The 25,831-nt window shown below is 63.0% G+C and carries 23 protein-coding genes and 5 pseudogenes; 6 read left to right on the top strand and 22 right to left on the bottom strand.

Features of this window, described 5'->3' with window-relative positions; genetic code table 11:
* Position 1: 1 nt before the first annotated feature.
* The 14 genes and pseudogenes from ACFWAY_RS39150 to ACFWAY_RS39215 form a co-directional block, all read right to left on the bottom strand.
* Complete coding sequence (locus ACFWAY_RS39150; RefSeq protein WP_378514330.1) at positions 2–1,015, bottom strand: MCE family protein; 1,014 nt, start codon at positions 1,013–1,015, stop codon at positions 2–4.
* On the bottom strand, positions 1,012–2,184 hold the full coding sequence (locus ACFWAY_RS39155; RefSeq protein WP_378514331.1) for an MCE family protein: 1,173 nt from the start codon (positions 2,182–2,184) through the stop codon (positions 1,012–1,014). Before ACFWAY_RS39155 ends, ACFWAY_RS39150 begins: the two co-directional genes overlap by 4 nt.
* A gap of 3 nt (positions 2,185–2,187) precedes the next feature.
* Entirely contained in the window at positions 2,188–3,009 is an 822-nt protein-coding gene (locus ACFWAY_RS39160) for an MlaE family ABC transporter permease (protein ID WP_378514349.1), read from the bottom strand.
* A gap of 74 nt (positions 3,010–3,083) precedes the next feature.
* Positions 3,084–3,818: an MlaE family ABC transporter permease gene (locus tag ACFWAY_RS39165; protein ID WP_378514350.1), complete on the bottom strand. Its 735-nt coding sequence runs from the start codon at positions 3,816–3,818 to the stop codon at positions 3,084–3,086.
* 151 nt (positions 3,819–3,969) lie between these two features.
* Positions 3,970–4,272, bottom strand: a complete 303-nt coding sequence (locus ACFWAY_RS39170; protein WP_378514332.1) for a hypothetical protein — start codon at positions 4,270–4,272, stop codon at positions 3,970–3,972.
* Between the two features lie 127 nt (positions 4,273–4,399).
* The gene (locus tag ACFWAY_RS39175) at positions 4,400–5,389 is read right to left on the bottom strand and encodes a R2-like ligand-binding oxidase (protein WP_378514333.1); all 990 of its coding nucleotides are present in this window, start codon (positions 5,387–5,389) and stop codon (positions 4,400–4,402) included.
* A 68-nt stretch (positions 5,390–5,457) separates the two neighbouring features.
* Positions 5,458–5,769, bottom strand: coding sequence for a ferredoxin (gene fdxA, locus ACFWAY_RS39180; protein ID WP_378514334.1), 312 nt, complete (start codon positions 5,767–5,769; stop codon positions 5,458–5,460).
* A 25-nt stretch (positions 5,770–5,794) separates the two neighbouring features.
* Positions 5,795–6,790: an NAD(P)/FAD-dependent oxidoreductase gene (locus ACFWAY_RS39185; protein WP_378514335.1), complete on the bottom strand. Its 996-nt coding sequence runs from the start codon at positions 6,788–6,790 to the stop codon at positions 5,795–5,797.
* 30 nt (positions 6,791–6,820) lie between these two features.
* On the bottom strand, positions 6,821–7,927 hold the full coding sequence (locus tag ACFWAY_RS39190) for an NDMA-dependent alcohol dehydrogenase (protein ID WP_378514336.1): 1,107 nt from the start codon (positions 7,925–7,927) through the stop codon (positions 6,821–6,823).
* Between the two features lie 129 nt (positions 7,928–8,056).
* Positions 8,057–9,424: a sensor histidine kinase gene (locus tag ACFWAY_RS39195; RefSeq protein ID WP_378514351.1), complete on the bottom strand. Its 1,368-nt coding sequence runs from the start codon at positions 9,422–9,424 to the stop codon at positions 8,057–8,059.
* The gene (locus ACFWAY_RS39200) at positions 9,417–9,896 is read right to left on the bottom strand and encodes a hypothetical protein (protein WP_378514337.1); all 480 of its coding nucleotides are present in this window, start codon (positions 9,894–9,896) and stop codon (positions 9,417–9,419) included. Before ACFWAY_RS39200 ends, ACFWAY_RS39195 begins: the two co-directional genes overlap by 8 nt.
* Positions 9,897–9,904: 8 nt before the next feature.
* Positions 9,905–11,029, bottom strand: a complete 1,125-nt coding sequence (locus tag ACFWAY_RS39205) for a carbon-nitrogen hydrolase family protein (protein WP_378514338.1) — start codon at positions 11,027–11,029, stop codon at positions 9,905–9,907.
* A 273-nt stretch (positions 11,030–11,302) separates the two neighbouring features.
* Positions 11,303–12,670 (bottom strand): annotated as a pseudogene (locus ACFWAY_RS39210) (wax ester/triacylglycerol synthase family O-acyltransferase); the annotation flags it as partial.
* Positions 12,671–12,773: 103 nt separating this feature from the next.
* Positions 12,774–14,867, bottom strand: coding sequence for a fatty acid desaturase (locus ACFWAY_RS39215; protein WP_378514339.1), 2,094 nt, complete (start codon positions 14,865–14,867; stop codon positions 12,774–12,776).
* 107 nt (positions 14,868–14,974) lie between these two features.
* Between ACFWAY_RS39215 and ACFWAY_RS39220 the strand changes: the two genes are divergently transcribed.
* Together ACFWAY_RS39220 and ACFWAY_RS39225 are read left to right on the top strand one after the other, a co-directional pair.
* Positions 14,975–15,589, top strand: coding sequence for a TetR family transcriptional regulator (locus tag ACFWAY_RS39220; protein ID WP_378514340.1), 615 nt, complete (start codon positions 14,975–14,977; stop codon positions 15,587–15,589).
* A 38-nt stretch (positions 15,590–15,627) separates the two neighbouring features.
* Positions 15,628–16,158, top strand: coding sequence for a hypothetical protein (locus ACFWAY_RS39225; RefSeq protein WP_378514341.1), 531 nt, complete (start codon positions 15,628–15,630; stop codon positions 16,156–16,158).
* Positions 16,159–16,409: 251 nt separating this feature from the next.
* Here the strand turns inward: ACFWAY_RS39225 and ACFWAY_RS39230 are convergent.
* The 3 genes and pseudogenes from ACFWAY_RS39230 to ACFWAY_RS39240 form a co-directional block, all read right to left on the bottom strand.
* Positions 16,410–16,535 (bottom strand): annotated as a pseudogene (locus ACFWAY_RS39230) (SRPBCC family protein); the annotation flags it as partial.
* Between the two features lie 1,006 nt (positions 16,536–17,541).
* A complete protein-coding gene (locus tag ACFWAY_RS39235) occupies positions 17,542–17,919 on the bottom strand; it encodes a group II intron maturase-specific domain-containing protein (protein WP_378514342.1) in 378 nt (125 codons plus the stop codon).
* A gap of 2 nt (positions 17,920–17,921) precedes the next feature.
* Complete coding sequence (locus tag ACFWAY_RS39240; RefSeq protein ID WP_378514343.1) at positions 17,922–18,329, bottom strand: reverse transcriptase domain-containing protein; 408 nt, start codon at positions 18,327–18,329, stop codon at positions 17,922–17,924.
* Positions 18,330–18,350: 21 nt separating this feature from the next.
* Here ACFWAY_RS39240 and ACFWAY_RS39245 point away from each other — a divergent pair, with 21 nt between their 5' ends.
* Entirely contained in the window at positions 18,351–18,698 is a 348-nt protein-coding gene (locus ACFWAY_RS39245; RefSeq protein WP_378514344.1) for a hypothetical protein, read from the top strand.
* A gap of 132 nt (positions 18,699–18,830) precedes the next feature.
* Positions 18,831–19,949 (top strand): annotated as a pseudogene (locus ACFWAY_RS39250) (recombinase family protein); the annotation flags it as partial.
* A gap of 216 nt (positions 19,950–20,165) precedes the next feature.
* Here the strand turns inward: ACFWAY_RS39250 and ACFWAY_RS39255 are convergent.
* Both ACFWAY_RS39255 and ACFWAY_RS39260 read right to left on the bottom strand, forming a co-directional pair.
* Complete coding sequence (locus tag ACFWAY_RS39255; protein ID WP_378514352.1) at positions 20,166–20,792, bottom strand: reverse transcriptase domain-containing protein; 627 nt, start codon at positions 20,790–20,792, stop codon at positions 20,166–20,168.
* 630 nt (positions 20,793–21,422) lie between these two features.
* Positions 21,423–22,784, bottom strand: coding sequence for a cytochrome P450 (locus ACFWAY_RS39260; protein WP_378514345.1), 1,362 nt, complete (start codon positions 22,782–22,784; stop codon positions 21,423–21,425).
* A gap of 91 nt (positions 22,785–22,875) precedes the next feature.
* Between ACFWAY_RS39260 and ACFWAY_RS39265 the strand changes: the two genes are divergently transcribed.
* Positions 22,876–23,496, top strand: a complete 621-nt coding sequence (locus ACFWAY_RS39265) for a TetR/AcrR family transcriptional regulator (RefSeq protein ID WP_378514353.1) — start codon at positions 22,876–22,878, stop codon at positions 23,494–23,496.
* Positions 23,497–23,556: 60 nt separating this feature from the next.
* Here the strand turns inward: ACFWAY_RS39265 and ACFWAY_RS39270 are convergent.
* From ACFWAY_RS39270 to ACFWAY_RS39280, 3 genes and pseudogenes are all read right to left on the bottom strand, one after another.
* A pseudogene (locus ACFWAY_RS39270) lies at positions 23,557–24,138 on the bottom strand (PucR family transcriptional regulator); the annotation flags it as partial.
* A gap of 8 nt (positions 24,139–24,146) precedes the next feature.
* Positions 24,147–24,512, bottom strand: coding sequence for a hypothetical protein (locus ACFWAY_RS39275; protein WP_378514354.1), 366 nt, complete (start codon positions 24,510–24,512; stop codon positions 24,147–24,149).
* Positions 24,513–24,567: 55 nt separating this feature from the next.
* A complete protein-coding gene (locus ACFWAY_RS39280; RefSeq protein ID WP_378514346.1) occupies positions 24,568–24,789 on the bottom strand; it encodes a hypothetical protein in 222 nt (73 codons plus the stop codon).
* Positions 24,790–25,022: 233 nt separating this feature from the next.
* On the opposite strand from ACFWAY_RS39280, the pseudogene ACFWAY_RS39285 reads away from it, so the two are divergent.
* Positions 25,023–25,831, top strand: a pseudogene (locus ACFWAY_RS39285) (WS/DGAT domain-containing protein); the annotation flags it as partial.

Genomic DNA, 25,831 nt, shown 5'->3' on the forward strand with positions numbered 1-25,831 from the left:
TCTAGCGGCACCTTTCTGCTGCCGCGGTGAACATAGGGGTCGCCTCTGACCCACCAGGTGCTGGAAACTTGATCGCGAGTCCGCACACGAAGAAGTTCAGGAAACTGCCGTAGCTCGTGCTTCGTCCAACCATTCGGTAAATTTCCGGCAGTTTGGCCAGTACGAGGTTCAGGGTGTCTGTTCTCGAATTCAGGTTTGTGGCAAGTAAATCGAGTTGCATTATGTCTTCTTTCAACGATACTCGGGACGCGGCAAGCAGGTCAGCTGCCGTGCGACTGCCCTCGTCAATCCTCTCGATCGATGCCGCGATCCGCTCGCTGTCAGCACTGAGGCCACTGACAAGTTGCTGCAACTGGTCGATGGCGGTGCCGAACTGCTCTCCACGGCTGTTGACCGTGGACAGTGTGGCGTTCAGATTGGTGACCACACTTCCAATGGCGTGGTCTCTGTCGGCAAGCGCGTTCGACAAGGTGCCGATATGCCTGACCAATGCGCCAACGCTCTGCTCTTGACCATTGAGCACTTGGACCAGCGAAGCCGAGAGCTCGTTCGTCTCCTCGGGGTTCAGCCCCTGCAGCAGCGGCCGGAAACCGTTGACCAGCGCATCGAGATCCAGTGCCGGGGTGGTTTGTGCTGCCGGCACCGGGTCGTCCTCCCCGCGAGGAATCGACGGCATCTTCCCGTTGTCGACCTCCAGATACCTGTCACCGATGAGATTCTTGTACTTGATCGCCACGCCCGCTTCGGCGGAGACCGAACTCTCGCTCGATACGGTGAATCGGACCAGCGCTTGTCCACCCTCCTGTAGCGCAATCGACTTCACCTTTCCGACCGGCACACCCGCAATCTTCACGTCTTCGCCGGCCTTGAGGCCCGACGCGTCCTCGAAGAATGCGCCGTAAGTCCTGCTCGCACCGAACCGGACGTTGCCGATGAGAGTGGCCAGCCCCAAGGTGACCATTGAGGTGACGACGATGAAGACGAGCAGCTTCGTCCCCGCATGCTTGGCGATCATCGAATCGGTCCGAACAGTAGATCGGCGAAAGGGGCCGAGCCGAGGAGATCAGCTGGGGACATCTCCTCGCGATAGGCGTGGCTGCCGTCGTTGAAATTTATGTGCCCCGGCGGGGGACTCGATTCGGACCGGGGGAATCCGTAGCAGCTCGGCGGATTGTCCGCACCCACCACAGGCAGGTCGTTCGGGCCCTCATAGGGTGGATCTCCCATGAGAACGGTGGCTTGAATGTTCAAGCCGGGACGTCCGCCACCAAAGGCGCGTTCGAGATAGCGCCTCGACTGGTTCAGGCTCGCGAAGAAGCACGGGTACTGCGGGGAATAGTCGGCCAACAGCGCCGTCGTCGGGGTCAGTGCGTCCATTGCCTCGATCAACGGGTCTCCGGATTGAGTAACAACATCGGTTCCGCTGTTGCCGAATTCGGTGAAACTGAGCAGGAACGCGTTGAGCTGCGTCTGGCTCTCGACCACCGTCTCGCTGGTGGCGGAGAAGTTGTCGATCGTTCGGAGCAAGTCGGGAGCGACATCCGCAAGGGTGCCGAAATTGTCCGCGGCCAGCGGTATGTCCCGCTGCAGCGCAGGCATGACCTGGTTGAACTCGCCCAGGTAGGAGTTCAGGTTGGTCAACACCTGACCAAGTTGAGACCCACGACCATCGAGCCCCGTTGCCCGCGCTGTCAGCGTGGTGTTGACCTTCTGCGGTTCCACGGTCTTCAGTACCGAGAGCAAGGTAGCGAACGTGTCGTTGACCTCGACCGTGACATCGGCGCCCAGGATCGTGCCGGCGGAGACGGGGGTCGTCGAAGGTTTCTCCGGCATCATCAGCTCCACCGACTTTCTGCCGAAGATCGTCGTCGGACTGATTTCGGCGTTCACGTTGATAGGTATTTGCTCGGCGCGAGCTCGGTCGATATCCATGGTCAGGCGTACCCCTTGTACGTCGTGGTCGACAGCGGCAACGCGCCCGACCACGACGCCCCGAATCCTTACGTCCGAGCCGGGCTCCATCAGCAACCCGGCTCTATCGGTCAAAAGATAGATGGCAGTGGTCTTTTCAAACGTGCCGTTGTAGAAGCCGACGCAGACGGCCGTGACCACGGCGAGTACGGCGATCAGCGCAGTTCCGAGTGCTGCATGGGTTGTCCTGCCGAGGTTTCGGGAATCAGTCATGCGTCACCCCGAGAACCGCACGGTGGAGTTCACTCCGCCATACACCGCTATGCCGACAAGGAGATCGACCACCATAATTGCGATAAGTGAGGTGCGCACTGCGCGCCCGACAGCCCGTCCTACTCCGGCCGGACCGCCCGATGCCGTGTAACCGTGGTAGCAATGCACGGCCATCACTACAAGTGACATCAGGAGAACCTTTGCGAGCGACCATAATACGTCACTGGGCACCAAGAATACATTGAAGTAGTGGGTATAGGTTCCGCTGGACTGACCCGACATGAAGATCGATACGAACTCGGTGGATGCGTAACCCATGAAGAGCGCAATCGCGAAGAGGGGAACAACCGCAATGAGACCGGCCAAAATGCGAGTAGTCACCAGGTACGGCACCGACGGCACCGACAGCACCTCGAGTGCATCGATCTCTTCGCTGACCCGCATCGCCCCGAGCTGAGCGGTGAAGCCAGCTCCCACGGTGGCGGTCAACGCGACCCCCGCGATAACCGGGATCGCTTCGCGGGTATTGAAGAAGGCGGAAATGAAGCCGGACAGCGCCTCGACACCGACACGCCCCAGCGAGCTGCTCCCTTGCTGGCCGACTTCGTACCCCGCGGCCGCAGTGAGAAACGAAATGACCACTACCGTGCCACCGATCACCGCCAAGGCACCAGTTCCGAGACTCACTTCGGCCAGCAACCGCAGAATCTCACGAGGGTGGCGCCGCACCGTCTGAGGGATGTGACCGATCCCGCGCCCGAAGAAGGCAACTTGGCGCCCGAGTTCGACCAACCCGTCAACAGGTGGGTCGACCAATCGGCGCATGGCGTAGCCGCGGCCGGTCTTTTCTATGCTCGCGAACGACGTTGACACAGTTGATTCCGTCACTTTCGGCGCTGTCAGTGCAGAGACAGCGTGGTGATGATGGCGTTGGCCAGGAACAGGAGGACGAAGCTGAACACCACCGTCTGATTTACGGCGTCGCCCACTCCCTTCGGTCCGCCCTTTGCGTTGAGCCCGAGGTGGCACGCGACGATGCCGGCGAGAATTCCGAACACCGCGGCCTTCAGCTCACTGATGAGCAGGTCCGGTATTCCCGTGAGAATGGAGATGCTGGTGACGAACTGCCCGGGGGTTGCTCCCTGGAGGAAGACCGCATAGAGATATCCGCCGGCCAAACCCACCGTTGTCACCAGGCCATTCAGGAACAGCGCAATGACCATGGAAGCCAGAACTCTCGGGACAACCAGTCTCTGAATCGGATCGATCCCCAGAACTTCCATAGCGTCGATCTCTTCCCGAATCTTGCGAGAACCGATGTCGGCGCAGATGGCAGTAGCGCCCGCCCCCGCAACCGCGAGAACCGTGACAATCGGACCGATTTCACGGATCACAGCGACACCGGCTCCTGCACCGCTCAGATCGATGGCGCCAATCTCGTTGAGTAGAACATTGATCTGGAAGATCACCATGACACAGAACGGAATCGCCATGAGGAGCGTGGGGACAATCGAAACGCTCGCGATGAACCATGCCTGCTGGACGAACTCTCGCACCTGAAAGGGCCTGCGAAACGTCAGGCGCAACGTGTCGAGTCCCGTTGCGAAGAACCCGCCGAGAGCTGCGGGTGCCACACGTACAGCATCGATGACCGCCGCTTCCTTCGACGCTCGGGCTTCGGACTCTTCGATCACCAATATCTACTTCCGTGAAATGTGTGGGAACCAGAAGGTCTCCAGGCCTGCCCACTTCGGTTCCCGTGCAGGAGGATTAGCAATGGGCCGGTCATGAGATCGAGTTCGGCACTCCGTATCGCCTACTCGAGACGTACTGCGGAGTGGGTGAGCGGCTACCGAGCAGTCCAGCTATCCCCGCGATTACGCCGAGGGCCGCCGTAGCGATGAGAGCGCCGACCCCGACGCCCCCTCCGACCTTGCCTCCCAGTGCCAGAACGTTTGTCACTGCCCAGAAACTCGCCGAGAACATGGCGAGGATCGAGCTGGCCAGGGCGAACCAAGTCAGCCGGCGGGTACGGTCGACGCCTGGCGGTAGGGTCGACATCTGACGGTATTCAGTGCCTCTAGTCATCATCTACTCCTCGTTGGATGAAGCGGGTGTGCTGGTCGGGTGTCCGCCACTCTCTCATCGCTCACACGGCACCGCCGCCTCACGACGCGACGGTACCGGTGCTACACCGCAATCACCGACATCTGATTCACGCTGCGTCCCTACGTCGCGAGACTGAATCGGCAATAGCAGCCTGATCTTCGACGTGAAACTGCTCTTCGAGATCATCTGGCGAATAGTCCAAATCAATTCCCGCCGGATCGACGCCACGGGCACTCTCGATCGACTCCATGCGGCGATTCAGCTTGTCAAGCGCATAGTCCGTCATTTCGTCGATCGAGATTCCGAACGGGACGTCGCGGCCTTCGAAGTGCTCGAACAGGTTCACGATCACACCCAGTGCGGGGGTCATCAATTCCTGCATCCGTTCGTCGACCACGTCCCAGTTGCTGTCGTCAGCAGCAACGTGCCGGCGACAGGTGAATGTCCCCCAGGCCATGTGACGCCGCTCATCATCTCCGATACGCTTGATCAGAGTCTGCATGCCGGGAAGTATTCCGCGACTCTCACACATCTGAGCCCAAGCGAAATATCCCGTGAGGGCAAGACATCCCTCCACGACATGGTTATAGGTTACGCTCGCGCGGATTTGATTCGCGGGTGACGGGTCCGTCTCCAACGCATACAGCGACTTGGGTAGCTCCGTGTAGAAGATCTGCTGGTATGCCGCGCTGTTCTCGAAATACTGGTGCAAGTCGGTTCCCGAGTGTCCGATGGCATCAAAGAATCGGCGAAATCCGACGACGTGCTTGGCTTCCTCGAACATGAACTGGGTGAGGAACATCTCGTCGCCGAGCCGTCCTTCGCTTGCCATTGCCGAGGCAAATGGCTGCAAATCCTGTGTGACCGATTCTTCGCCGGCGAGAAACTGCGCTCCGAGAGCGAGCGTCATGTACTGCTCGTCCTCGCTCATGGCGGCGAAGTCTTCACGGTCTTGACTGAAGTCGACGTCTGCCGGGTTCCAGAACTTGGTGTTTCCCTTGAAAAACATCTTCATAGGGAAATTTTGGAAATTGAGGCCACCTGGCCGCAGGCTGCCGAATCCCGTGCGTCCGTTGTGAGCAATTGATGAACCCATGATATTTCCTTTCAGGTGCGCGCAGGCCCCCGTACCCAAGAGAAGGTGATCTGCACTCGGAGTGATTGTTATTTGTTGTAGTTCCGTGTGAACTGAGGATCCGGTAGCGGTTGGTCGATGTTCGGTGAACCTCCCGGACTGCCCACCTCGGAAAATAGCTCGGCTGCAGCCGCTTTGAACGGCTTCCATTCATCCGGCAGCCGCTGCATCGGACGAATAGCCTCAACCGGGCAGACGGCCTCACATGCGCCACAGTCGATGCACTCGGTGGGGTGAATGTAGAGCATTCGGTCGCCCTCGTAGATGCAGTCCACCGGGCATTCTTCTATGCAGCTTTTGTCCATGATGTCGACACAGGGGTCGCCGATTACGAAACCCATCAGGGTCTCCTTTGCTAGAGGGGAACTAGACTCCGGCGCTGACGACAAACGCGGAGTCACTCGAGTGCCCGGGAGCCAGACCAACATCGGGCTGCAATATTGCTGCAGCGTTGTTGACCGCCGTGGCCACCTCGCCAAAGCCCACCGCAATCAACTTGACCTTGCCCGGATAGGTTGCAATGTCGCCGGCGGCGAAAACTCCGGCGCGGCTGGTTTGCATGGCGGTGTCAACCCTGATCGCTCGGTCTTCCAGGGTGAGACCCCAATCCGCTAGGGGCCCGAGCTGCATCGTGAAACCCAGGGCCGCCACAACCAGCGAGCACGGCAGCACCAGAGCGTCGTCCGAACCTTTGACCGAGACCTCGACGGATTCGACCTTCTGTTGTCCGCCGATGGCGGAGACGTGTGCATCAAGAATCTGAACGCACGAACTCTGTCGGAGGAGATTCACACTGTGTGCATGAGCGCGGAATTGCTGGCGGCGGTGAACAAGCGTTGTGCTGCGAGCTCGCTCGACTGAGGCCAGTGCCCAGTCGACGGCAGAGTCTCCGCCGCCTGTGATCACAACATCCTGTCCGTCGAGAACATCGAGCTGTGGCACGAAATAGTGCAATCCGCGATCGACATAGTCCTCGCCGTTAGCGAGCTTACGAGGGGTAACAGCTCCGACTCCACCGGTAATCACTACCGCCGAGGCGCGTATTCGTGCTCCAGTACAGGTGGTTACTTCCCACTGGCTGCCGGTCTGTGAAAGCTCGCACGCCTGCTGGCCGAGCAGATACTTCGGAGAGAAAGGAGCGGCCTGCTCCAGCAACCCCTCGACCAGAGATTGACCGCGCACTGAGGGGAACCCGGCGATGTCGTAGATCATCTTCTCGGGATACATCGCCGATATCTGTCCGCCGGGGGTGGGTAGTGAATCAACCACCGCCACCGACAATCCGCGAAAGCCCGCGTAGTACGCCCCATAAATACCAACGGGTCCTGCGCCTACGAAGAGCACGTCAACGTCAGTGTGCATGGCCACTTTACCTTTCAACAGAAGAACACGTCAGAAGCGGATGAGCCCGCGGATATTTCGGCCTTCGCGCATGTCTTCGTACCCCTTGTTGATGTCCTCGAGTTCGTACTCTGTGGTCACCAATTCGTCGAGTTTCAGTTGGCCAAGGTTGTAGAGTTCGAGGAGTCGAGGGATATCTTGCTGAGCACTCGATGAGCCGAAAAGGGATCCCATGATTGACTTTTCGTACAACGTGAGTTCGAAGAGAGACGTAGAAATTTGCTCCTCTCCGGGGTGCCCTATGGCGGTCACAACGACCCTTCCGCCTCTGCCGACCACAGACAGCGCGGGAAGAATGTGATGGCCTTCGGCAACATCGGTGGTGATGATGCAGGCATCGGCCAGCTGACCGCGGGTGATATCTGCTATCACCGGCCACGCCTCATCAATCGTGGCGAAGGTGTGTGTCGCACCGAACTCGCGTGCCATTTTCTGTTTGAAATCAATGGGGTCGATCGCAATGATGTATCGACAACCAGCAATCCGAGCGCCTTGGATTGCATTGCTACCGATCCCGCCGGCCCCCAAGACGACGGCGGTGTCGCCTGCCTGGAGTCGCGCGGTGCGCACAGCTGACCCGAACCCGGTGGTGACGCCACAACCGACCAAGGCCGCCTTGTCGAGCGGAAATCCCTGATCGACTTTCACCACGCTCGCGACCGGGACGACTGTGTACTCACTGAAGGTACCTAGAACGCACATCTGTCCGATGTCCTGTCCGCGGGCATGGAATCGGTAGGTACCGTCAATTTGGGGACCGAGGATGATGGAACCACCGAGATCGCACAGATTCGTCTTTCCGCGGGCACAGTAGGTACAACGTCCGCACGCGGGGAGAAACGACAACACCACCGGGTCACCCTCGGCGACCTCAGTCACTCCTGGTCCCACGCCGGCGATCACTCCTGCGCCTTCGTGTCCTCCTACGACGGGAAACGGAACCGGGATGTCGCCGGTGACAAGGTGCTCGTCGGAGTGGCAGAGCCCACTCGCACTCATTTTGACCAGCACTTCGTTGGCTCTGGGTTCATCGAGTTCAACTTCTTCGACGATCCAATCCTCGTGCTGTCCCCACAACACTGCTGCCTTGGTTTTCACTGCGACTCCTCCGATGGACGTTCTGGAGAAGAGCATCCATCAGTGATGCGGATCACCGCGCGGGCCAGGAGCGCCACCGTTGGCCCATCCGGGCCACACATGTCCACGCCAGGCGCGGGTTGGCAGGTATCAGTGAATCGGGATCACGACGCGGGCCACGAGGCCGCCCCCGGGTCGGTCGGATAACGAGAAGGTTCCGTTCATTCCGGACACGACCTGCTCGACAATCCATAAACCCAGGTTGGGTTTGCCGGCTTGGTCACCGACGCCGGCGCGCCCGGGCCCCGCAACGGAAGCGGGTTGGAGGGCAATTCCAGGCCCACGGTCGCGCACCTGCGCCATGAGGGCATTTGGTGTCGCGACGAGGTCGAGTTCAACGGGAGAGTCGCCGCCATGAAGGTGGGCATTCTCGACCAGATTTGTCAGTACTCGACGGAGACCAACCACGTCGCATCGCACCACCGCGTCAATCGGGTCGACATGAACTGTGCCGGTCATCCCTTGCTTCGACGCAGCATCCCACACTTGCTCGGCAAGCCCCTTCAGGGCCACATCTTTGATCCTCGCAGCGCCACGGGGATCCCCTGTCTGCACGGCACTGTCAGCCAGCCCCTCCAGCATCTCCGAAAGATGTACGGCGTGCGCTGATATGAGAGCAATGGCTCGTTCACGTTCGTCGGGGGTGAGCCTGCCGAGCGTTTCAAGCGACCGGGCAAGGGCAGCCAAAGACGAAACAGGAGTCCGAAATTCATGGATCACCACCCGTAACCCATCGTCCTTTGCTTGCTGTGAAGCGAGCAATCGAGCGCGAAGATCACGCTCTTCCTCGATAGCAATCCGGTCTGCCAATGCCTCCGCTCGCGTGTCGATCAGCCTGTTGTGTTCGGCATCGAGAAGATGCTTCAGTATTCCCGCAAGCACCGCGGTGACAACGAGGCATCCCGACCACCACAAGCCGGCCTCCAACTTGTCATGCCACGCGATCACCGGACGAGGGGTGAGGAAAACGACAGTTGTATACGTCGAACCGGTGAGAAATGCTGCAACCACGGCCCTGCGTAGTCCCTGCGTTGCCGCAGCGGCGAGAATCGCCAGCGGTAAGACGGCTACCATCAGGCTGTCCGCGCCACCGGTTGCCGCGATGAGTGTGCTCGTCAATGCGGCGTCGAGAACTGTTGTCAAATCCTGAAAGATCCGTCGCCCCTGCAGGCCCGCGATGAGGACAGCACCGGCATAGATTGCCCCGCAAATGAGGGTTACGGTGGCGAGTGGGGCATTCGTCCGATTGATCGGCGATCCAAAGATGACCAGCGCCGCCATGCCGGCAACAATGATTGCCCGCAGGACTACGATCACTCGTTCGGGTTGAGGCCGCCAAGGGGATTTACTTCTGTTGCGGACCACAAAGATCGAGGACATACGGTCACCCTGTTCCATGCCGGCCAATCGTGCCACGACCGCTCTCTCGAGTGAGCCGTTCAGCAAGCCGTCATGCACGTCCAAGACCGATACTCGTACGCTGAGGAATCACCAGGCCACCTGCTGGGCGACAGCGGCGGGCTGCTCGCTCCTTCCGCTCCTTCGCGATCTTCGCGCGCTGCGCAGCCGGCCGCTGCACTCGCCGCTTCTCGTCCGCTGCCCTCGTGCGCGCCTTCTCCGCGGCCGTGCGCTTGTCGGCCGAACCCCCAGCGGCCCGCATGCGTTCGTTATGCCGTCGCCGTGCGGCGCTCTGGATCGGGACTACCGTGGCCCCTTCACGGAGCACGGCGTCGCGCGCGCCTGCGGGCTCGTCACCGAGCAGGCGCTCGGCAGCACCATCGGCAGTGGCGAGCAGGCTTTCGTAGGCCAGTCGCAGCGGCGCCCGCTGATCGAGACGGGACATCGCGGTGTCCTCGATGAGCTGTAGCGGGAACCGCACCGCGGCATAGTTCATGCGCCCCACCGCGAGGACCACGGTCTTCAGCCTCACGGCAATTTTCACTTCCCGCCGGCGGTTTCGCGCTTGGAGTCTGCATTCGATGCTCGCTCGGTCACTGGATGTTCGGCCAGTTCTGTGGCACATGATGATGCCGAAAGTCCAGGCTTCTGTCGTAGGACATCACCGTAGTCTTGTGCCGCAGCCAGTCCGGCTGCGCGTCCTCGACGCCGGTAGTAGAGCTTCGCGCAGGCGTTCTGTTGGTGCCAGTACGCGCGCAGGGACAGGGGGAGTTCCGGGATCCAGAATCGGTACTCCAGTGGCACCTGTGGTTCGCGTGCCTGGAGTTCGATCTCGGCAACGACGACGCCGGGGCCTTCGGACGTTCGTCGCTGGGCGAGGACCCGTCCCTGCGCGTCAACGATCTGCGTTCCGCCCACGAATGTGGTCTCGTACGGCGGCGCAATTGGGATACCTGGAACGATCATGAAATCGGTGCGGAAACTGCCGCAATGCGATGCTTGCACCACCGGCACACCCAACCGACGCGCGAACTCGGCCGGAGCGTTTTCGGACAGATAGCGATTGTATTGCGCCAGTGGCGCAAACACGCGGTCCGTCAGATCGCCCCAGTTCGAGGGCAGCGTCCACCAATGCGTCCCCGTCACCGCCACATCGACGCGGCCCAACAGGCGTCGCACGGTCTGGGTGCGTATGAGCTCCCAGCAGCTGGCCACCCCCACACCTCCAAGATCGGTATCGAAGGCACCATCGTCCTTCCCAGGGCCGTAGAAGGCGTTCTCCCACATCGTCGGAAGGTCCTTGTCGTGGGTGTGTACCTGGCCGCCGGGCTCAAAGAAGTGGTAGCGGTTGTAGATGTCACCTTTGTCGGCGATGAGCATGGATCCGCCGATGTGGCATCGGTAGCGTTTCGCGAGCGTCTGAAACATGTCCACCGCGTTGTTGTCCCGGGGCAAGACGGTGCTGTGGACCTCCGGCCGGAAGGGGAGCGGGGATGTGCAGAATTCGGGCATCGCAATGAGCTTGGCGCCCTTCTCGGCCGCCTCGACGATCATCTTCTCGAGGCGTTGGAGGTTCTCAGCACCGCGGCCTACGACGCCCTCGAGCTGGACAGCAGCCGCACGGATCTTCGGGGCGGTGTACCCGTTCGTCGGGATGTCGCTCATTGTTGCCTCCTGCGGCGGGGTTCGGTGCTGCGTGGGTCATTGGTCGTAGTCGATGTGGATGGAAAGGCGCGTAGGGCAATTGGCAGGTGAGCATCGAATCCACAATCGATTGCAGCGGGAATCGCACCACGATGTGGTTCATGCGCAGCGCGAGGGGGGGTGATGTTCAGACTCACTGCGAGGACGAGACCGGACACTTGGTTTCGAGGTGTGTACGTTCACCGGCCTCATCGCCAAATTCGTCATCTCATCGCCAGCCCCGCGGCCGGACTCGGCGCCGGTGGCGTGCTCGAGTTCGACCAGCACGTCCTCCGGGTAGGTCAGGATCCGCTGCGGGTGCGGCACGGCCCGATGGCAGGCCGTCACCCCGAAGTCCAGCGAGTCGCCGTTGCTGACCAGTGTGATGTTCAAGGCCTGACCGTCCGTCACAACCGAGGCCGGATAGATCCCGTCCAGCCTGGCGCCGTTCCAGTACATCGTCTTCTTGGGGCCCGCCACATTCGAGATGATCACATTGAACGGCGGCGGGGTGTGGTCGACGAAGCCCGGAACCAACGACAGCCCCAGCGGCGCGACGGTCAACGCACCGATCAACAGCGTCTGTAGCGGCGTCATACCGGCGATGACCTTCTTGGCCTGACCCATCGACCGCACCACGGTGCCCAGCCGGTCGCCAGGATCGGCGAGGTGCGTGCCCATGTTGCACAGCACGGCGCTCACAGCATTGCCGCCGGCATCGTTCTCGTCGGTCATCGCGCGCAGGGATACCGGGACCATCGCGATCAACGGTGCATCCGGTAAACGCATTCTCCTCGAGCAGATACGCACGCAACGCGCCCGCGCACATGGACAACGCCACGTCGTTGAGCGTTACCCCGGCCGCCTTGCCCACCGCCCGGAGTCGCTCGAGCGGCCAGGACTGGGCAGCAACCCGGCGCGCGCCCCCGATGGAGACATTGAACATTGTGCGCGGCGCCGTCATCGGCAGCGTCAGGTCACGCTCACGGATGGCCTGGTTGGCCACCCGCAGCGTGGCGGGAGCCAGACCTGCGATATCGGTGAGCAGCCGGCCACCGGAGCGGAGCATCTTCAGCGGATCGAATCCGGGACCGGTAGGACCGGAGCGTTCCCGGGGGCTCCACGGGGCGGGGCTGTTCCGTGCGTCGGGGTCTTCCGTGAGCGTTGACTGCAGCGTCCGAAGCGCCGAGACGCCGTCGAGGAGCGCCTGGTGGATCTTCGTGTAGACCGCGATGCGCCCGTCGGCGAGACCTTCGACGATATGCATCTCCCACAGCGGGCGGTGACGGTCGAGTAGAGACTCGTGCCAATGCGAGGTCAGCTCGAACAGCTCCCTGATCCGACCCGGACCGGGCAGCGCGGAGCGTCGCACGTGGTAGTCGAGGTCCACCCCGTCATCCTCGATCCAGATGACGTTGCCCAGGCTGCTCACCGGCCGGCTGGGCCGCTTGCGGAACAGCGGGTGAACGTCCCTCTGAGCGATCAACTGCTCATACATCAACTTCGCGTATCCGGGTCCGGCATCCTCGGGCGGTACGAACAGCTCGAGGCCGCCGACGTGCATCGGGTGCTCGCGGGACCCGCCAGCAAAAAGATCGAATCGGTCACGGGCATCAGTGACATGTCGCCCCTCTCGAAGCACACGATGCCGGAGGTCGAGGCGTCCGTCGTGGAACCACACCGTATTCCTGTGCCGCAGCCAGTCCGGCGGCGGTGCTGCGGTGGGTCACTGGTCGTAGTCGATGTGGAGGGAATCGCTGGTGGGGCGCGATTGGCAGGTGAGCACCCAGCCCCGCGCGACGTCGTCGTCGGAGAGTGTGTAGTTCTGCTCCATGTGGACGGTGCCCCGCAGCAGGCTGACCTTGCAGGTTGCGCAGGCGCCGCCGGTGCAGGAGTAGGGAGCGTCGAGGCCGGTCCGTAGCACGGCCTCCAGGAGCGATTCGTCACCCTCGGTCGTCAGTTCGGTGGTCTGCCCGTCCAGGGTCACCGACACCTTCGCGGGCACGACGGCGGAGTCGTTCGCGAGTTCGGTCCGGTTGGTGGAGACGAACAGTTCACGATGGATGTGCTGCGCCGGCACGTGTTGTGCAGCAAGGATGTTCGCTGCTTCTACGGTGAGTTCTTCTGGCCCGCAGAGATACCACTCGTCGACGGCCGCCAGGCTTCGCCCGCCATTGGTGTGGGTATCGAGCAGCTCGGCCAACCGCGCCGGTGTGAGCCGTCCGCCGAAGACGCTCTCGTGCTCTTGTTCGCCTGGCACGGGTTCGGCGCCCTCGGCGCGGGAGTGAAAGTGCAGCACCTTCAAACGGCCCTCGAATTGGCGGGTAAGCATCGCGATCTCGGGGCCGAACATCGTTGACTCCGGGGTGCGGTTGGCGTAGATCAAGGTCGCCCGGGCCTCGGGTTCGGCGGTCAAAGCGCTTGCCAGGATGGAGATCACCGGCGTGATGCCGCTGCCGGCAGCGACCGCCGCGAGGTGACGAGACCGGGCGGGCGTGTCCGTGAGCGTGAACTGACCGGTCGGCGGCATCACCTCCAGCGCGTCGCCGGGCCGCAGGGCTGTGTTGGCGTGATGGGAGAATCGTCCGCCGTCGACGCGTTTGATCGCGATGCGAAGCACTCCCGAGCTGGCCACCGTGCAAATCGAATAGTTGCGCCGCAGCTCCTGCCCGTCGAGTACATGGCGCACCACGATGCTCTGGCCGGGAAGAAAGCGGTAAGTCTCCCGCAAGTCGTCAGGTACCTCGAAGGTGACCGACACGGCCTCCGGGGTCAGCGGGCGGACCTCCGAGACCCGCAGCGAGTGGAAGCGGGGACGGTCGGTGCCGACGAGTTCCCCAACGGTGTCGCTGTCGTACCGCTCCGCGATCTCACGCCACGCCCGGTACTCCGCCGAGGTCAACTCGCGGCCCCAGGCGGTGGCGATGGGCGCACCCCGGTCCAGGTAGTCGGCCTCGGTTCGCTGCCACGCCTGCACGTAGCGGTAGAACGGAATCGTCGGATGGATGTGATGGACCAGGTGGTAGTTCTGGTAGAACATCAGCGGATTCATCAGCCGCTCCCATCCGACGCGGATTCGCGTTGCCTGGAACCGGTTGACCTTCGCGGTCACGCCCAGATCGTGATGCGGCAACCAGTCGAACCACCAGGCCAAGAGGCCGAGCCCGAGCCGCTGGGGAATCAGGTAGATCAGCACCAGTTCCCACCCATGGCCCGTTGCGATCAGCGCGATCATGATGGCGATCACCGCGGCCAGATTGGTCAGCAGGCCGATGACCTCCTTGCGTGGACGCCGGGCCATGCGTGGCAGATAGAACCGGAAGTACCACGCGTCCTGGGTCATCCACCGCAGCGGCAGCTGCCATGCCGGGCCGTGCTCGGACCACGCGTCGGGATCGGTGTGGATGTCCTCGTTGGTGTTCCGATGATGCTCGATATGGACGTACCTGATCAGCGGGTACGTGCCCCAGGCGGCGACGAACGGCATCGACAACCGGCCCAATAGCTCGTTGACCCAGCCCATCCGGCCCGCGGCGTGGTGTGTCGATTCGTGCAGCACGGTGAACATCGAGAAGGTGACGAACGCGTGCACCGGGATGGTCAGCCACAGCCACCATCTGCTGAAGTCGCCCAGCACGAGGTAGGTGGCCGCGATCCACACGGCAAGCGAGGCAACCCAGACAAGAACGGTGGGTGCCGCGACGCGCGGCAATGAGATCCCCGGATCGGGCACGCCCCGACGGACCGCGGCAGCCTCGCTCTCCGACAGAACCGGGACGCGCGCTCGCCGGGATCGCTCAGATTCGCTGATGTCGAGCATCGCTTCTCCTCATCGTGACACATATCTCATCTACGTCTTCATGAAATACAAATCCAGGCTATATGTCAACAGTGGCGACAGATTGCCGAGCTATGTAACATCTGGGCATGGACGAAGTGCCCAACTTTCAGGCCGAAGTGCGCCAGCTCCTTCGCGACCGGCTGCTGGACGCGGCGACGGAGATCGTCTGCGGCGAGGGATGGGCGGCGGTGACCATGTCGGGGGTCGCCGACCGTGTCGGCGTCAGCCGGCAGATGCTGTACAAGGACATCGGCGCCAAGCAGGCGCTCGGACAGGCGCTGGTGGGCCGTGAGACCAATCGCTTCATCACCGGAATCGTCGAGCGCTTGCGCGCACACGAATCCGACGCTGTCGCGGGCATGACGGCGGCCGCGGACTTCACTTTGCGGACCGGCGCCGAGAATGCACTGCTCAAGGCGATCGTCGCCGGTGCGCACGGATCCGATGCCGGGCTGCTACCGCTGCTCACCGCACAGACCGAGCCGGTCCTCCAGCGTGTAATCGACGCGATCACAGCCGAGGCCAAGACTCTCGACGGAACACTCCACATGGGCGAACGCCAGCTGACGCATGCGATCGAGGTCGTCGTTCGGCTCACCCTGAGCCATCTGCTCCAGCCGGTCGGCCCCGCAGAGCGGGCGGTCGACCAGATTCGGCTGGTGATCACCCCGCTGCTCCACCCGATTGCGCGGCCCTACTGAGCCGCGTAACCACTCTCAGTTACCTCGGAGGTCTCTTCATGTTCCGTCGTGTCCCGCCACTCCTGCTGTTGATCCCGCTCGCTCTGGTCAGCGCCTGCGGCGGCAGCGGCACCGACACCGCTCCCCGCGCAGCCGTCACCGGGCTTTCGCCGTCTTCCTCGGCAACTGCCAGCCCGCCGGAGGAGCCTTCGGCACCGTCCGCGCTGAGGCTGCTCGACTCGGCACCAGCCGGCGAGCGGGCGCTGTCCGGACAGGTGCTCCTCTCGCCCGACCGCACCAGCATCACCCTCGACCTCGTCGGCCTGCAGTCCGCCGCGACCTACATGGCGCACGTTCACGAGCAGACCTGCGCCGACGGAGTGGGCGGGCCGCACCTGAAGCTCGACCCTGCCGGCTCCAGTAAGCCGCCGAACGAGATCCACTTCATGCTCCACACGGCAGCGGGAGAAACGAAGGCCGCGGCCACCGAGACCCGGACACAGCCGCTGCCCGACCGCGCTCGCTCCGCCGTCGTCCACGACGCAGCGGGGACCAAGATTGCGTGCGCCGACCTGCCGTCGCCGAGCTGAGTGGGTTACCGGTATGAACCGCAGCCTGCCGAAGGCGGAGCGAAGCGTCGAATGAAAGGGGCCGCGCTGACGATGACGAGTCCTGAACCAACGAAGTTCATTGGCGGAGCTGGTGAGATCGTTGCCGACGGGTGGCGACCAAAACAGGGCTGACGCCTGGGGACGCGAATACCCGCCGGACGGCGGCACCAAGGATGTGAATCGTCCGGCCGACTCCGGCGCTCCCTACCGGCCGTCAGCGATCGGCTACCCTACCCCAGTTCGCGCTTCAGGTTCTCGAGCACCTGCGCCTGGATCTCGAAGAAGCCTCCGATGCCGCCCGCTCCCTTCCACGCGGTGGTGGTGGTGACAGTGGATCCGCTGCCGATCGGTGCAACCACCCGGTGGTGTCCGGTGACACGGGATTGTCCTCGGCAAGGGGCTGTGACCTGAGCCGAGGAATTTTGACTGGCGAGTTTCGGGGTGCCCGTCAGAGTTTCGGGGTTCAGCGGCAAGGACGCCGCGCACATTTTGCCAATGAATCTTGCGTGAACTGGCGTTCGCAGCAGTCGGTTACTCGGGCATCCCGATTGAACGCAGTGAGGCCGATCGATCCAGGTGGGTCGCGCCGTTGACGAGATCCGCTTAGCGGCCAGTGCTCCCCTTGCGGATGAGATGATCTCGAACCGAGCAACTACACTGGCGAGACACGTCGGGATGAGCAAGATTCATTGGCGAAAAGGAAGATCGCCTGTCACCGGACAGGTGGTGACGAGGCAGGAGTTCGCGTCCGTCTCGGTGACCGTTGTCCTCGCTCAATTTAGTTGTCGCAGAGCACGGCTCCTACCAGCGGTGCAACAACAAGACCGACCGGATCCGGCAGGATGTCGCTCAATGTTTCTGTCGGAACGCCGCAGATCCCGAACGCGCTCCATCCCCGCTGAACAGCGCAAACGCGACGCTGCGACAACTTGATTGAGCGAACTAGGGCGGATGCAGCAACTAAATCGAGCGAACGACAGATTCATTGAGCGAGGACAGCACTCTGCAGAGCAAAAGAGTGTTGAACAGCAGTTTTGCAGGAGATGCTGCGGTAATGGTTTTTACAGCAGTCCCGGGGGACGCCCCTGCGACCGCGACACCGCTCCCCGATGATGGCACCCATCGGGCGCGCTTGTGCCCCTCTCTGACCCAGGAGTCAGTCATCGGCCCGCGTGTGACACTCACGGCCACCGCTTGCCTTTGTCTCGAAAGTTCTGTGAGAGGAACCTCAAGATGATCAGGCGGTGGTCGCCCCATGCGGCGTCGACACGCCGCACAACATCATCACCAACTGCCCCGCGCGATGGCCGAGGGTCGGGTGGCCCCGGGGAATCTCACCCCGGGGCTCCCACAGCACCGTGCTTAACAGTCTCCCGTTACACGGCTCTTCTCACCTGATCCATTGAAAATCGGCCATCCAGTCCAGTGGGCGAACAGGCGAGGCTGGCGTCGGAGCATCCCCTTCCACCACCGCTCGGCCCTCTTGAACGACCTCAGCCGCTTGAAATTCCGTCTCGCCCACCGCACCAGGTAGGTGTTGATGCGCCGCAACGGAACGTAGATCTCGCTCCGATAGAACTTGCCGTAATAGGTCATCCACCCCCGAATGATCGGGTTCATCCACCCGGCCAACTCGGCCAGATCCAAGGCGGTTCGCATGTGAATACGCCAGCCCTTGACCTCCGCGCTCTTGGCTTTGAGCGCGTCGGCACCCATCGCGGGCAGAAACGCACTGAACACTCTCAGTCCATCCCTGGTCTGCGCCTTCCGTGCTCGAAACGTATACCCCAGGAACGCGAACGACGTGTTCTCACATTCGAGCCGCCGATTCTTGTCCTTGCATACACGATCTTGGTCTTGGTCGGATGCAGCTGCAACCCGACCTCGGCCATCCGAACCTCTAACGCAGCCAACACTTCCCTGGCCCTATGCTCCGTCGCGCAACGCACGACGGCATCATCGGCATAACGTTCGAACTCAACGGTCGGGAACTCCCGCTCCAGCCACATGTCGAACGCATAGTGCATGAACAGATTGGCGAGCACGGGCGAACTCTCGCCTCCAACGCAATAAGCAACTTCTGCTTTGATGTCACGCTGAGCTATCGGCGGCTGGAGCTTCCGCGGCGTGTCACGAAGGAAGTGTGACATGTTCAGTAGTACATTTATGTCATGTCTGGTGGTCGCGGTCGTGCTGACGGTGCGGTGTACGCCCGGCGGGTCAACGCGGCCGCGGAGCTGCTGGAGTCGGGGGTGCCGGTGGCCGAGGCCGCGCCCATCCTGGCGGAGCGGTTCGGCTGCTCGGTGCGGCAGGCGCGGCGGTACGCCGAGCGTGCCGCAGAGGGTGGCCGGGCGGCCGTCCCGGAGGAAGCGACGGTATTCACCGTCAAATTGCCTGCGGCACTGGTGGTTCGGGTGCGCGAGCGGGCCAGGGAGTCGGAGAGCACGATCTCCGCCCTGGTCGCGCAGGCGTTGACCGAGTTCTTGGCGCGGGGCCACAGAAAGCCACGGCGCAGGTGAACGACCGGGTGGTCGAGACGCAGTTCGTCTTCGACCGCCACGCGGCCACGGATGTGTCGGTGGCCTGCGCCATTCTGGTGCCACAGCGACGGGCCCGCATCGCGCGGGCCGGTCAGGAAGGACGACCGCCCCATGACGAGCGCGGTGATCTACGCCCGGGTGTCCTCGGCCCGACAGAAGAAGGACGAGACGATTCGCTCGCAGACGGCGGCGCTGCGCGCGCACGCCGAGCAGCTCGGGCTCGAGGTTCCTGAGGAATGGGTGTTCGAGGACGAGGGGCACTCCGGGGCCACCCTGATCCGCCCGGCCCTGGAGCGGCTGCGGGACCTCGTGGCCGGGGTCGGGGTGGATGTGGTGCTGTGCTACTCGCCGGACCGGTTGGCCCGAAAGTTCGCCTACCAGGCCCTGCTGATCGAGGAGTTCACCCGCGCCGGAACCCGAGTCGAGTTCGTCAAGGGCCCGCGCGGCGACTCCCCGGAGGATCAGCTGCTGGTGCAGTTCCAGGGCATGTTCGCCGAGTACGAGAAGGCGCAGATCCTCGAGCGCTACCGGCGCGGCAAGACCCACCGCGCCAAGTCCGGGTCGGTCAACGTGCTCTCCGGCGCCCCGTTCGGCTACCGGTATGTCCGCAAGAGCGACCACGCCGGCGCCGTCTACGAGGTCGTCGAGCACGAAGCGGTGCTGGTGAGCGAGCTGTTCCGCCGTTACGCCGACGACGGCGTCTCCATCGCGGAGCTGGCCCGCTGGCTCACCGAGCAGGGCATCCCGACGCGCATCGGCAAGCAGAGGTGGGATCGCTCGGTGATCTGGGGCATGCTGCGCAACCCCGCCTATGCCGGCCGCGCGGTGTTCGGCAAGACCATGGTGGTGCACGAATCCCCCGGGCTGAACCGGGTCGCCCGACTGCAGGGGCGATCCACGCCGCGGGCGTCAAAGACCGTCGACCGGCCCCGTGAGGAGTGGACCGAGATCGCGGTGCCGGCGATCGTGACCGAGGAGACCTTCGAGCGGGTCACCCGGCGCCTTGCCGACAACAAGCGGTTCGCCTCTCGTAACAGCAAAACTCCCTCGCTGCTCCAAGGCCTGGCCGCGTGCTCGAACTGCGGATACGGCTACTACCGGACCTCGACGCGCACCACGAACAAGAAGATCTACTACTACCGGTGCCTGGGCTCGGACGACTACCGATACGAGGGCGGCCGGGTCTGCACCAACAAGCCGGTTCGCGCCGACTACCTCGACACCGTGGTTTGGGAGCACATCACCGGAATGCTCGCCGACCCCCAGCTGATCCGCACCGAGATCGACAAACGCCTCGAGACCGCCAAGACATCCGATCCCGCTCTTGCGCAACGCAAACGGTTGGAATCAGCGCTGACCAAAGCCCGGTCCGGGATCGCCGCCATGATCGAGGCGTTCGGCGAGCAGCTGGTCACCATCGACGAACTGCGCGCCCGCATGCCCGACCTACGCGCACGAGAAACGAACCTGCGTAACCAGATAGATGCACTCGACGGCCAGCTCGCCGACCGCGACGCCTACCTCGCGCTCGCCGCCGACCTCGAAGGATTCCTCACCCAACTCCGCGACAAAGCCGAGGTCTCCACCGTCGAAGAACGCCAACGCGTCCTGCGGCTGCTGGTCAAGGACGTCCTGGTCGGACCAGACAAGATTACCATCCGCCACCGCATCCCCATCCGCGAACGCACCAGCAACGACACCGACGACACCGACACGGAGGGCGAACATTGCCCACTGCGTTGGAGGGGTAACAGCCGACCCCTGCGGGGTCCCGCGATCCCGCTCGACCAACCTGCCGTCGGGCATGAGAATCGGGGCCACCATCCACCGCCGCACATACAGCACAATCCAGCGCTGCTCGTGAGTCGTGTTCGCGGCCACCGCCTTCGCCATCAGATCATGGTCAACCGAATCGAAGAATTTGCTGACGTCCAAATCTATGACCCACGCCTTCTGCCAGCACCTTTCGCGGCACTTCGCGACCGCGTCCAACGCACCGCGCTCGGGCCGGTACCCGTAGGAGTCGTCGTGGAAGATCGACTCCGTCCGAGGTTCCAACGCCAGCGCGACCACCGTCTACGCCACTCTGTCACCGACGCAAGGTATGCCGAGAACCCTCGTCCCGCCACCATGCGGCTTCGGTATCTCCACCGCACGCACCGCGGGCGGAAAGGCCCTTGGCGGGGATCCTCAGCGTCGGTGGAACACAGAATCGACTGGAGGTCATCGCGTAGCGCGCATCGGGCGCAGAGCATGGCACGGTAGCGCTCTTCCTCGTGCCCGCATCGGTGGCAGTGCAGGTCGAAGGCAATTCCTGCGCAGTCCACGCAGATGGCGGCGCCATCCCCGTCACGCCCGGGCAGCATCCGGATGGCCGAACACCCGGGACAGGCGCCTTGAGTGCGCGTTCCCGACGAGTAATAGGGGTAGCAGATCGCTCCGTCGGGCCACCGGGCCACGATCTTCTTGGTGGATTGCCGGCATCGGTCGCAGTGGTATTTCCGGGCTGCGCGGCCGCCCTCGCCACCCACCGGCGGGCATCACGCTCTCGGCGTCATACCGCGCGCAAACCACGAGTGAGCGGAATCTACAGCGGGGAATCGTCCGAATTTCGGCAGTTGATCGTGGAGATTCCTCCCACAGTGCCAACACAAGGGCCTCGGACTCCTAGCAAAAGGGGTCCGCCAAACCACCCCAGTTGCCTCAAGAAGTAGCGAGCAAACGCAGATCGACAGGTTGTCCGTCTGAGGGGAACGGCAAGGACGTGAAGTTGAGTGGAGCGACGTAGTCGGCGTCGACGTGCCAGTCGAAGCGCAGGAGGAGGTGATGCATGATTGCTTTGATCTCGGCGCCGGCGAAGTGCATTCCGAGGCATTTGTGCACGCCACCACCGAAGGGCTCCCAGGCATATCGGTGCACCTTGTCTTCACGTCGATGCTCCGCGAAGCGTTCGGGATCGAAACGCTCGGGTTCGGGCCAGTACTGCGACATGTGGTGGGTGAAATGTGGCACCACCGCCGCGTAGGTTCCCGCAGGCACGAAGTGCCCTTGCACCTGGGTGTCGTGAACCGCTCGGCGCGCCATGACCGGCACCGGAGAGACGATCCGGAGGCATTCCTTCATGACCAGATCGAGGCTGTCCAGTCCGTCGAGATCGGCATAACTCGGCGCCGGGGTCCCCAACGCGAGCGACTCCGCCCGGCATCTGTCCTGCCACTGCGGGTGTTGACCCAGGTACTGCATCATCGTGGAGATGGTGATCGTGGAGGTGTCGTGCGCGGCCATCAGGAGGAAGATCATGTGATCGACCACCTCGTCGTCGCTGAAGCGTTGTCCTGCTTCGGATTCGATGTGACAGAGCACGGAGAACAGGTCGTCCGTCTCGTGTGATCGACGCGCCGGTAGGTATTGCCGGAAGAAGTCTTCCAGGACTCGGCGTCCGTCGAGTCCTCGCTTCCACCTGGTCCCCGGGACCGGATAGCGGACCACCGAGGTTGCCGCCTGCACGCAATCGACGAAAGCCTTTTTCACCGAGGAAATCTCGCTCTCGGTAGACCCTTCCGCGCCACCCATGAAAATGTCGGTGGCGAGATCGAGAGTGAGCGTCTTGAGCGCCGTGTAGGCGCGGAATCCGTCGGTGGGAGTCCAGGCGTCGAGCGCCGAGTCGATCGCCGGGTTGAGAACGTCGACGGTATTCTCGAGGCGCGATCGGGTGAAGGCTTGCTGCATGATTCGACGGTGTCGTAGATGTTCTTCCGAATCGAGAAGCATGAGGCCACCGTGAAAGAAGGGGCCGATCAGCACCGACCAGCCGTCACCGTTGACGAATGCCCGATCTTTGTTCTGCAGCACTTCCTGGCATGCGTCGGGTCCGAGGACTGCGACCCAACGCCGACCGACCATCGAGAACCAGGAGACCTCGCCGTAACGGTCCCAATGCTTTTGCATCAATGCGAGTGGATCTCGGATGTATTCGAGTACGTGCCCGACGCCGGGCAGCCCCGATCGCCCCGAGACCGGGTGCAACTGCGACTGTGCGGGTGGAACGGCCAGGATCTTGGACATGACGAACCTCAACTCCCGTCTCATCTGACAGCGCTTCCTGTCAGATGAGCGTAGTCTGCGCCATCGAGATCACGTCTGTCAATATCGATCCATGACTCCTCCTACGCCCCGTCGATACGCTGGCCTGAGCGGCGACCAACGTGCAGCACTGCGCCGCGAGAGTCTGCTCGAGGCGGGATTGGACGTGTTTGCAGCCACAGGTAAGGGCGGCGCCACCATGACCGCCATTTGCGCGCACGCCAAGTTGACGGAGCGATACTTCTACGAAAGTTTCACCAGCAGAGACGAACTCCTACAGAAGGTCCTGGACGGCATCGCCGACGAGGTCCGTCAGGCCGGACTGGATGCGCTTCGAGCGAGAACCGGGACGATCGAACAACGCGTACGAAATGCCATCGCGTCGTTCGTCACCATCCTCACCGAAGATCCACGCAAGGGACGTGTTGCGATGATCGAATCCGCCGCGTCCGAACCTCTGCGCACCCACCGACGCGCAGCACTGCGGGGCTTCGCTCAGATGGTGGCGGACGAAGCCACGCGCATGTACGGAGACCGAGCGTGGCCACCACATCAAGGTGAAATCAACGGACTGCTGTTTGTGGGCGGCTTGGCCGAGCTGGTCACCGCATGGTTGAACGACGAGATCTCCATCACGCCCGGCGAGATCGTCGATGCGGCAACATATCAATTCACCTCCACCGCACATCGATGAGGGGCGCGGTGCTTGGGCTCGTAATGTGGCCGGTCGAGATTCCGAGATATGTTGAGCAGCAATAGCTTCGGTTTGACACTGCCGAAATCCCCGAATTCCCGTGCCCGGGTTACCAATCGCGATCCGGATCCCGGCCGGGATATCCGGGCCGATGTCCAATGCGGTGAGATCCAGCTCGACTTCCGCCGTCAACCATGCCCAGAGCCCTCGCGATCCGGACGGCACAGTAAGCATTTGCCGAGCCCCGATCGTGGCCGCAACCGCACGGGCGGCGGAGTCCAGAACGCCGATCCCGTCCTCGGCCTGATCCGACTGTGTGTCCTCGAGCCACAGTACAAGTGCGGTGTTATGCATGAGCAAGGGGTAATTCAAACGATTCGAGGCTGCCACAGTATCGGCGATCTCGCCTCGGATGATCGCCTGCACCGTTTCTGCCTGCCGGGCGAACGCGCCGCTCAATCCCTCTCGTTCCTCGCTGTAGGTATCCGCGAGTACCTCCAATGAGACGTTGAGCCAGTGATTCGCCCGCTCCAGTAGCCGAATCAGGACTTTCGGTTCCAATACCGGGTCGGTGATGCGCTCACTTGCTGTTTCCGCGGCGAATCTCAGCAGAGCTTTCTGGCCGACTCGGTAGATCTGCATCAATACCCTCAGATGCAGACCCCGTCGGGCGATTGTGCGCGCGAGACCATGTGCCGCGGGTGGGAGGTCCACCTCTGCGGAGTCTCCGGTGAGCCAGACCAGCAGTGCGCGCCCTTGGTCACGGCAAAGCGGTCATCGTGACGGGAGCCGGCTCCGCATTCTCGGCCGGCGGCAACATCAAGGACATGGCGGAGGGCCGTGGGCCGATGCACCGGCGCCCAATCGTGCCCACGTTCGGCGGTGCCGGTCACGTCCGAGTAATCCTCGACGACCGCACCGGTTGCCGCCGCCTCCGACCGCCGCCGGACCAGCACCCGGGCACCCACGGTCAACGCAGCACGGGGCGCCACCACCTTCTCGCTCTTCTCGCGCATCCGTCTCAACCCTTCCACTCGTCCGCCTGGAGCGGGCATGATACCTTCGCCGACGTCACCTGGGTGTCACGATCGTTCCGAGGTCGTGCGTCTTCGACTCCGGCGGGGGGGTGGCGGGCGCCGGGCTCAGGCCGCGCGCCGCGCTCGCCATCGCTGTTGCCTCGCCAATGGCGAACGCGCCCGGGACCGCGATAGCCATCGACATCAGCGCGATACCCGCATCGACACCCAGCCGCACCACCCCGCCAGCACAGGCCACCGTTTCGCGGAACCCCATCAGCGAGTCACCTTCCACGAGGTCGGACGCAACTCCGACATTTGCGACATATGAATGCTTTGCTAGGACATTACTGAGATGGAACTCTTTTTACAAAAGATCGCTGTTGTCCACATCACTTTACCTACACATGGCACTCATATGGGATACGTTGATGAGGTCACCTCCCCCGAAAGCTGGTGGCATCCGCAGGGACCCCGCCGACGTCCCCCAGCACTCGCCGGGGCCCCTAGCTGCTGCGCGAGAGCATGAGCGAGGACCCGCACCGGCAGAACATGCCCGCCCCCTGGCAGCCCCACCATCGGTTGACTGTCGTCCCGGCACCGACCGGGGGCACGGACACTCAGGGCGGGTCGACGCTCCCGGGACTGGCGACGCTGCCTGGACTGGCGTGGGACGCCGCCCGGGGTGTGGTCGGCGAGGTGACCGGGTTGGTGCCTGCGGCGGTGGAAACCGTGGACCGCGCCCGCCGAGGCACGGGTGGTGCGCTGTCGCTGACCGCACCGCACACCCTGTTCAACGTGCCGATCAGCGGAGCCCGCCACGTCGCCGCCCGGTCCTTCCCCCTCGAACGAATCCGCTTGCTGGCCAAGCACGCCGACGCCACCATCAACGACATCGTGCTGACCATGTGCGCGGGCACCCTCCGGGCCTACCTGCACACCCGCGACGCGTTGCCGGACAATCCCCTGATCGCGATGGTCCCGGTCTCGTTGCGCGCACCGGACACCGGGACCGGTGACCGGGCGCCCGGAGGCAATCGGGTGGGCGTGCTCATGTGCAACCTGGCCACCCATCTCCCGGACCCCGCACACCGCCTCGAGACCGTCCGCAACTGCATGAACGAGGGCAAGGCCGCCCTCCAGTCGATGAGTCCCGCCCAGGTGCTCGCGATGAGCGCCCTCGGCGCCGCCCCGCTCGGAGTCGAGATGCTCCTCGGCCGCCGCGGTCCGCTGCGGCCACCGTTCAACGTCGTCATCTCCAACGTCGCCGGCCCCCGAACCCCGTTGTACTGGAACGGGGCCCGACTCGACACCCTCTA

It is taken from the genome of Rhodococcus sp. NPDC059968 (assembly GCF_042738615.1).
In the GTDB taxonomy this organism is placed as follows: domain Bacteria; phylum Actinomycetota; class Actinomycetes; order Mycobacteriales; family Mycobacteriaceae; genus Rhodococcus_F.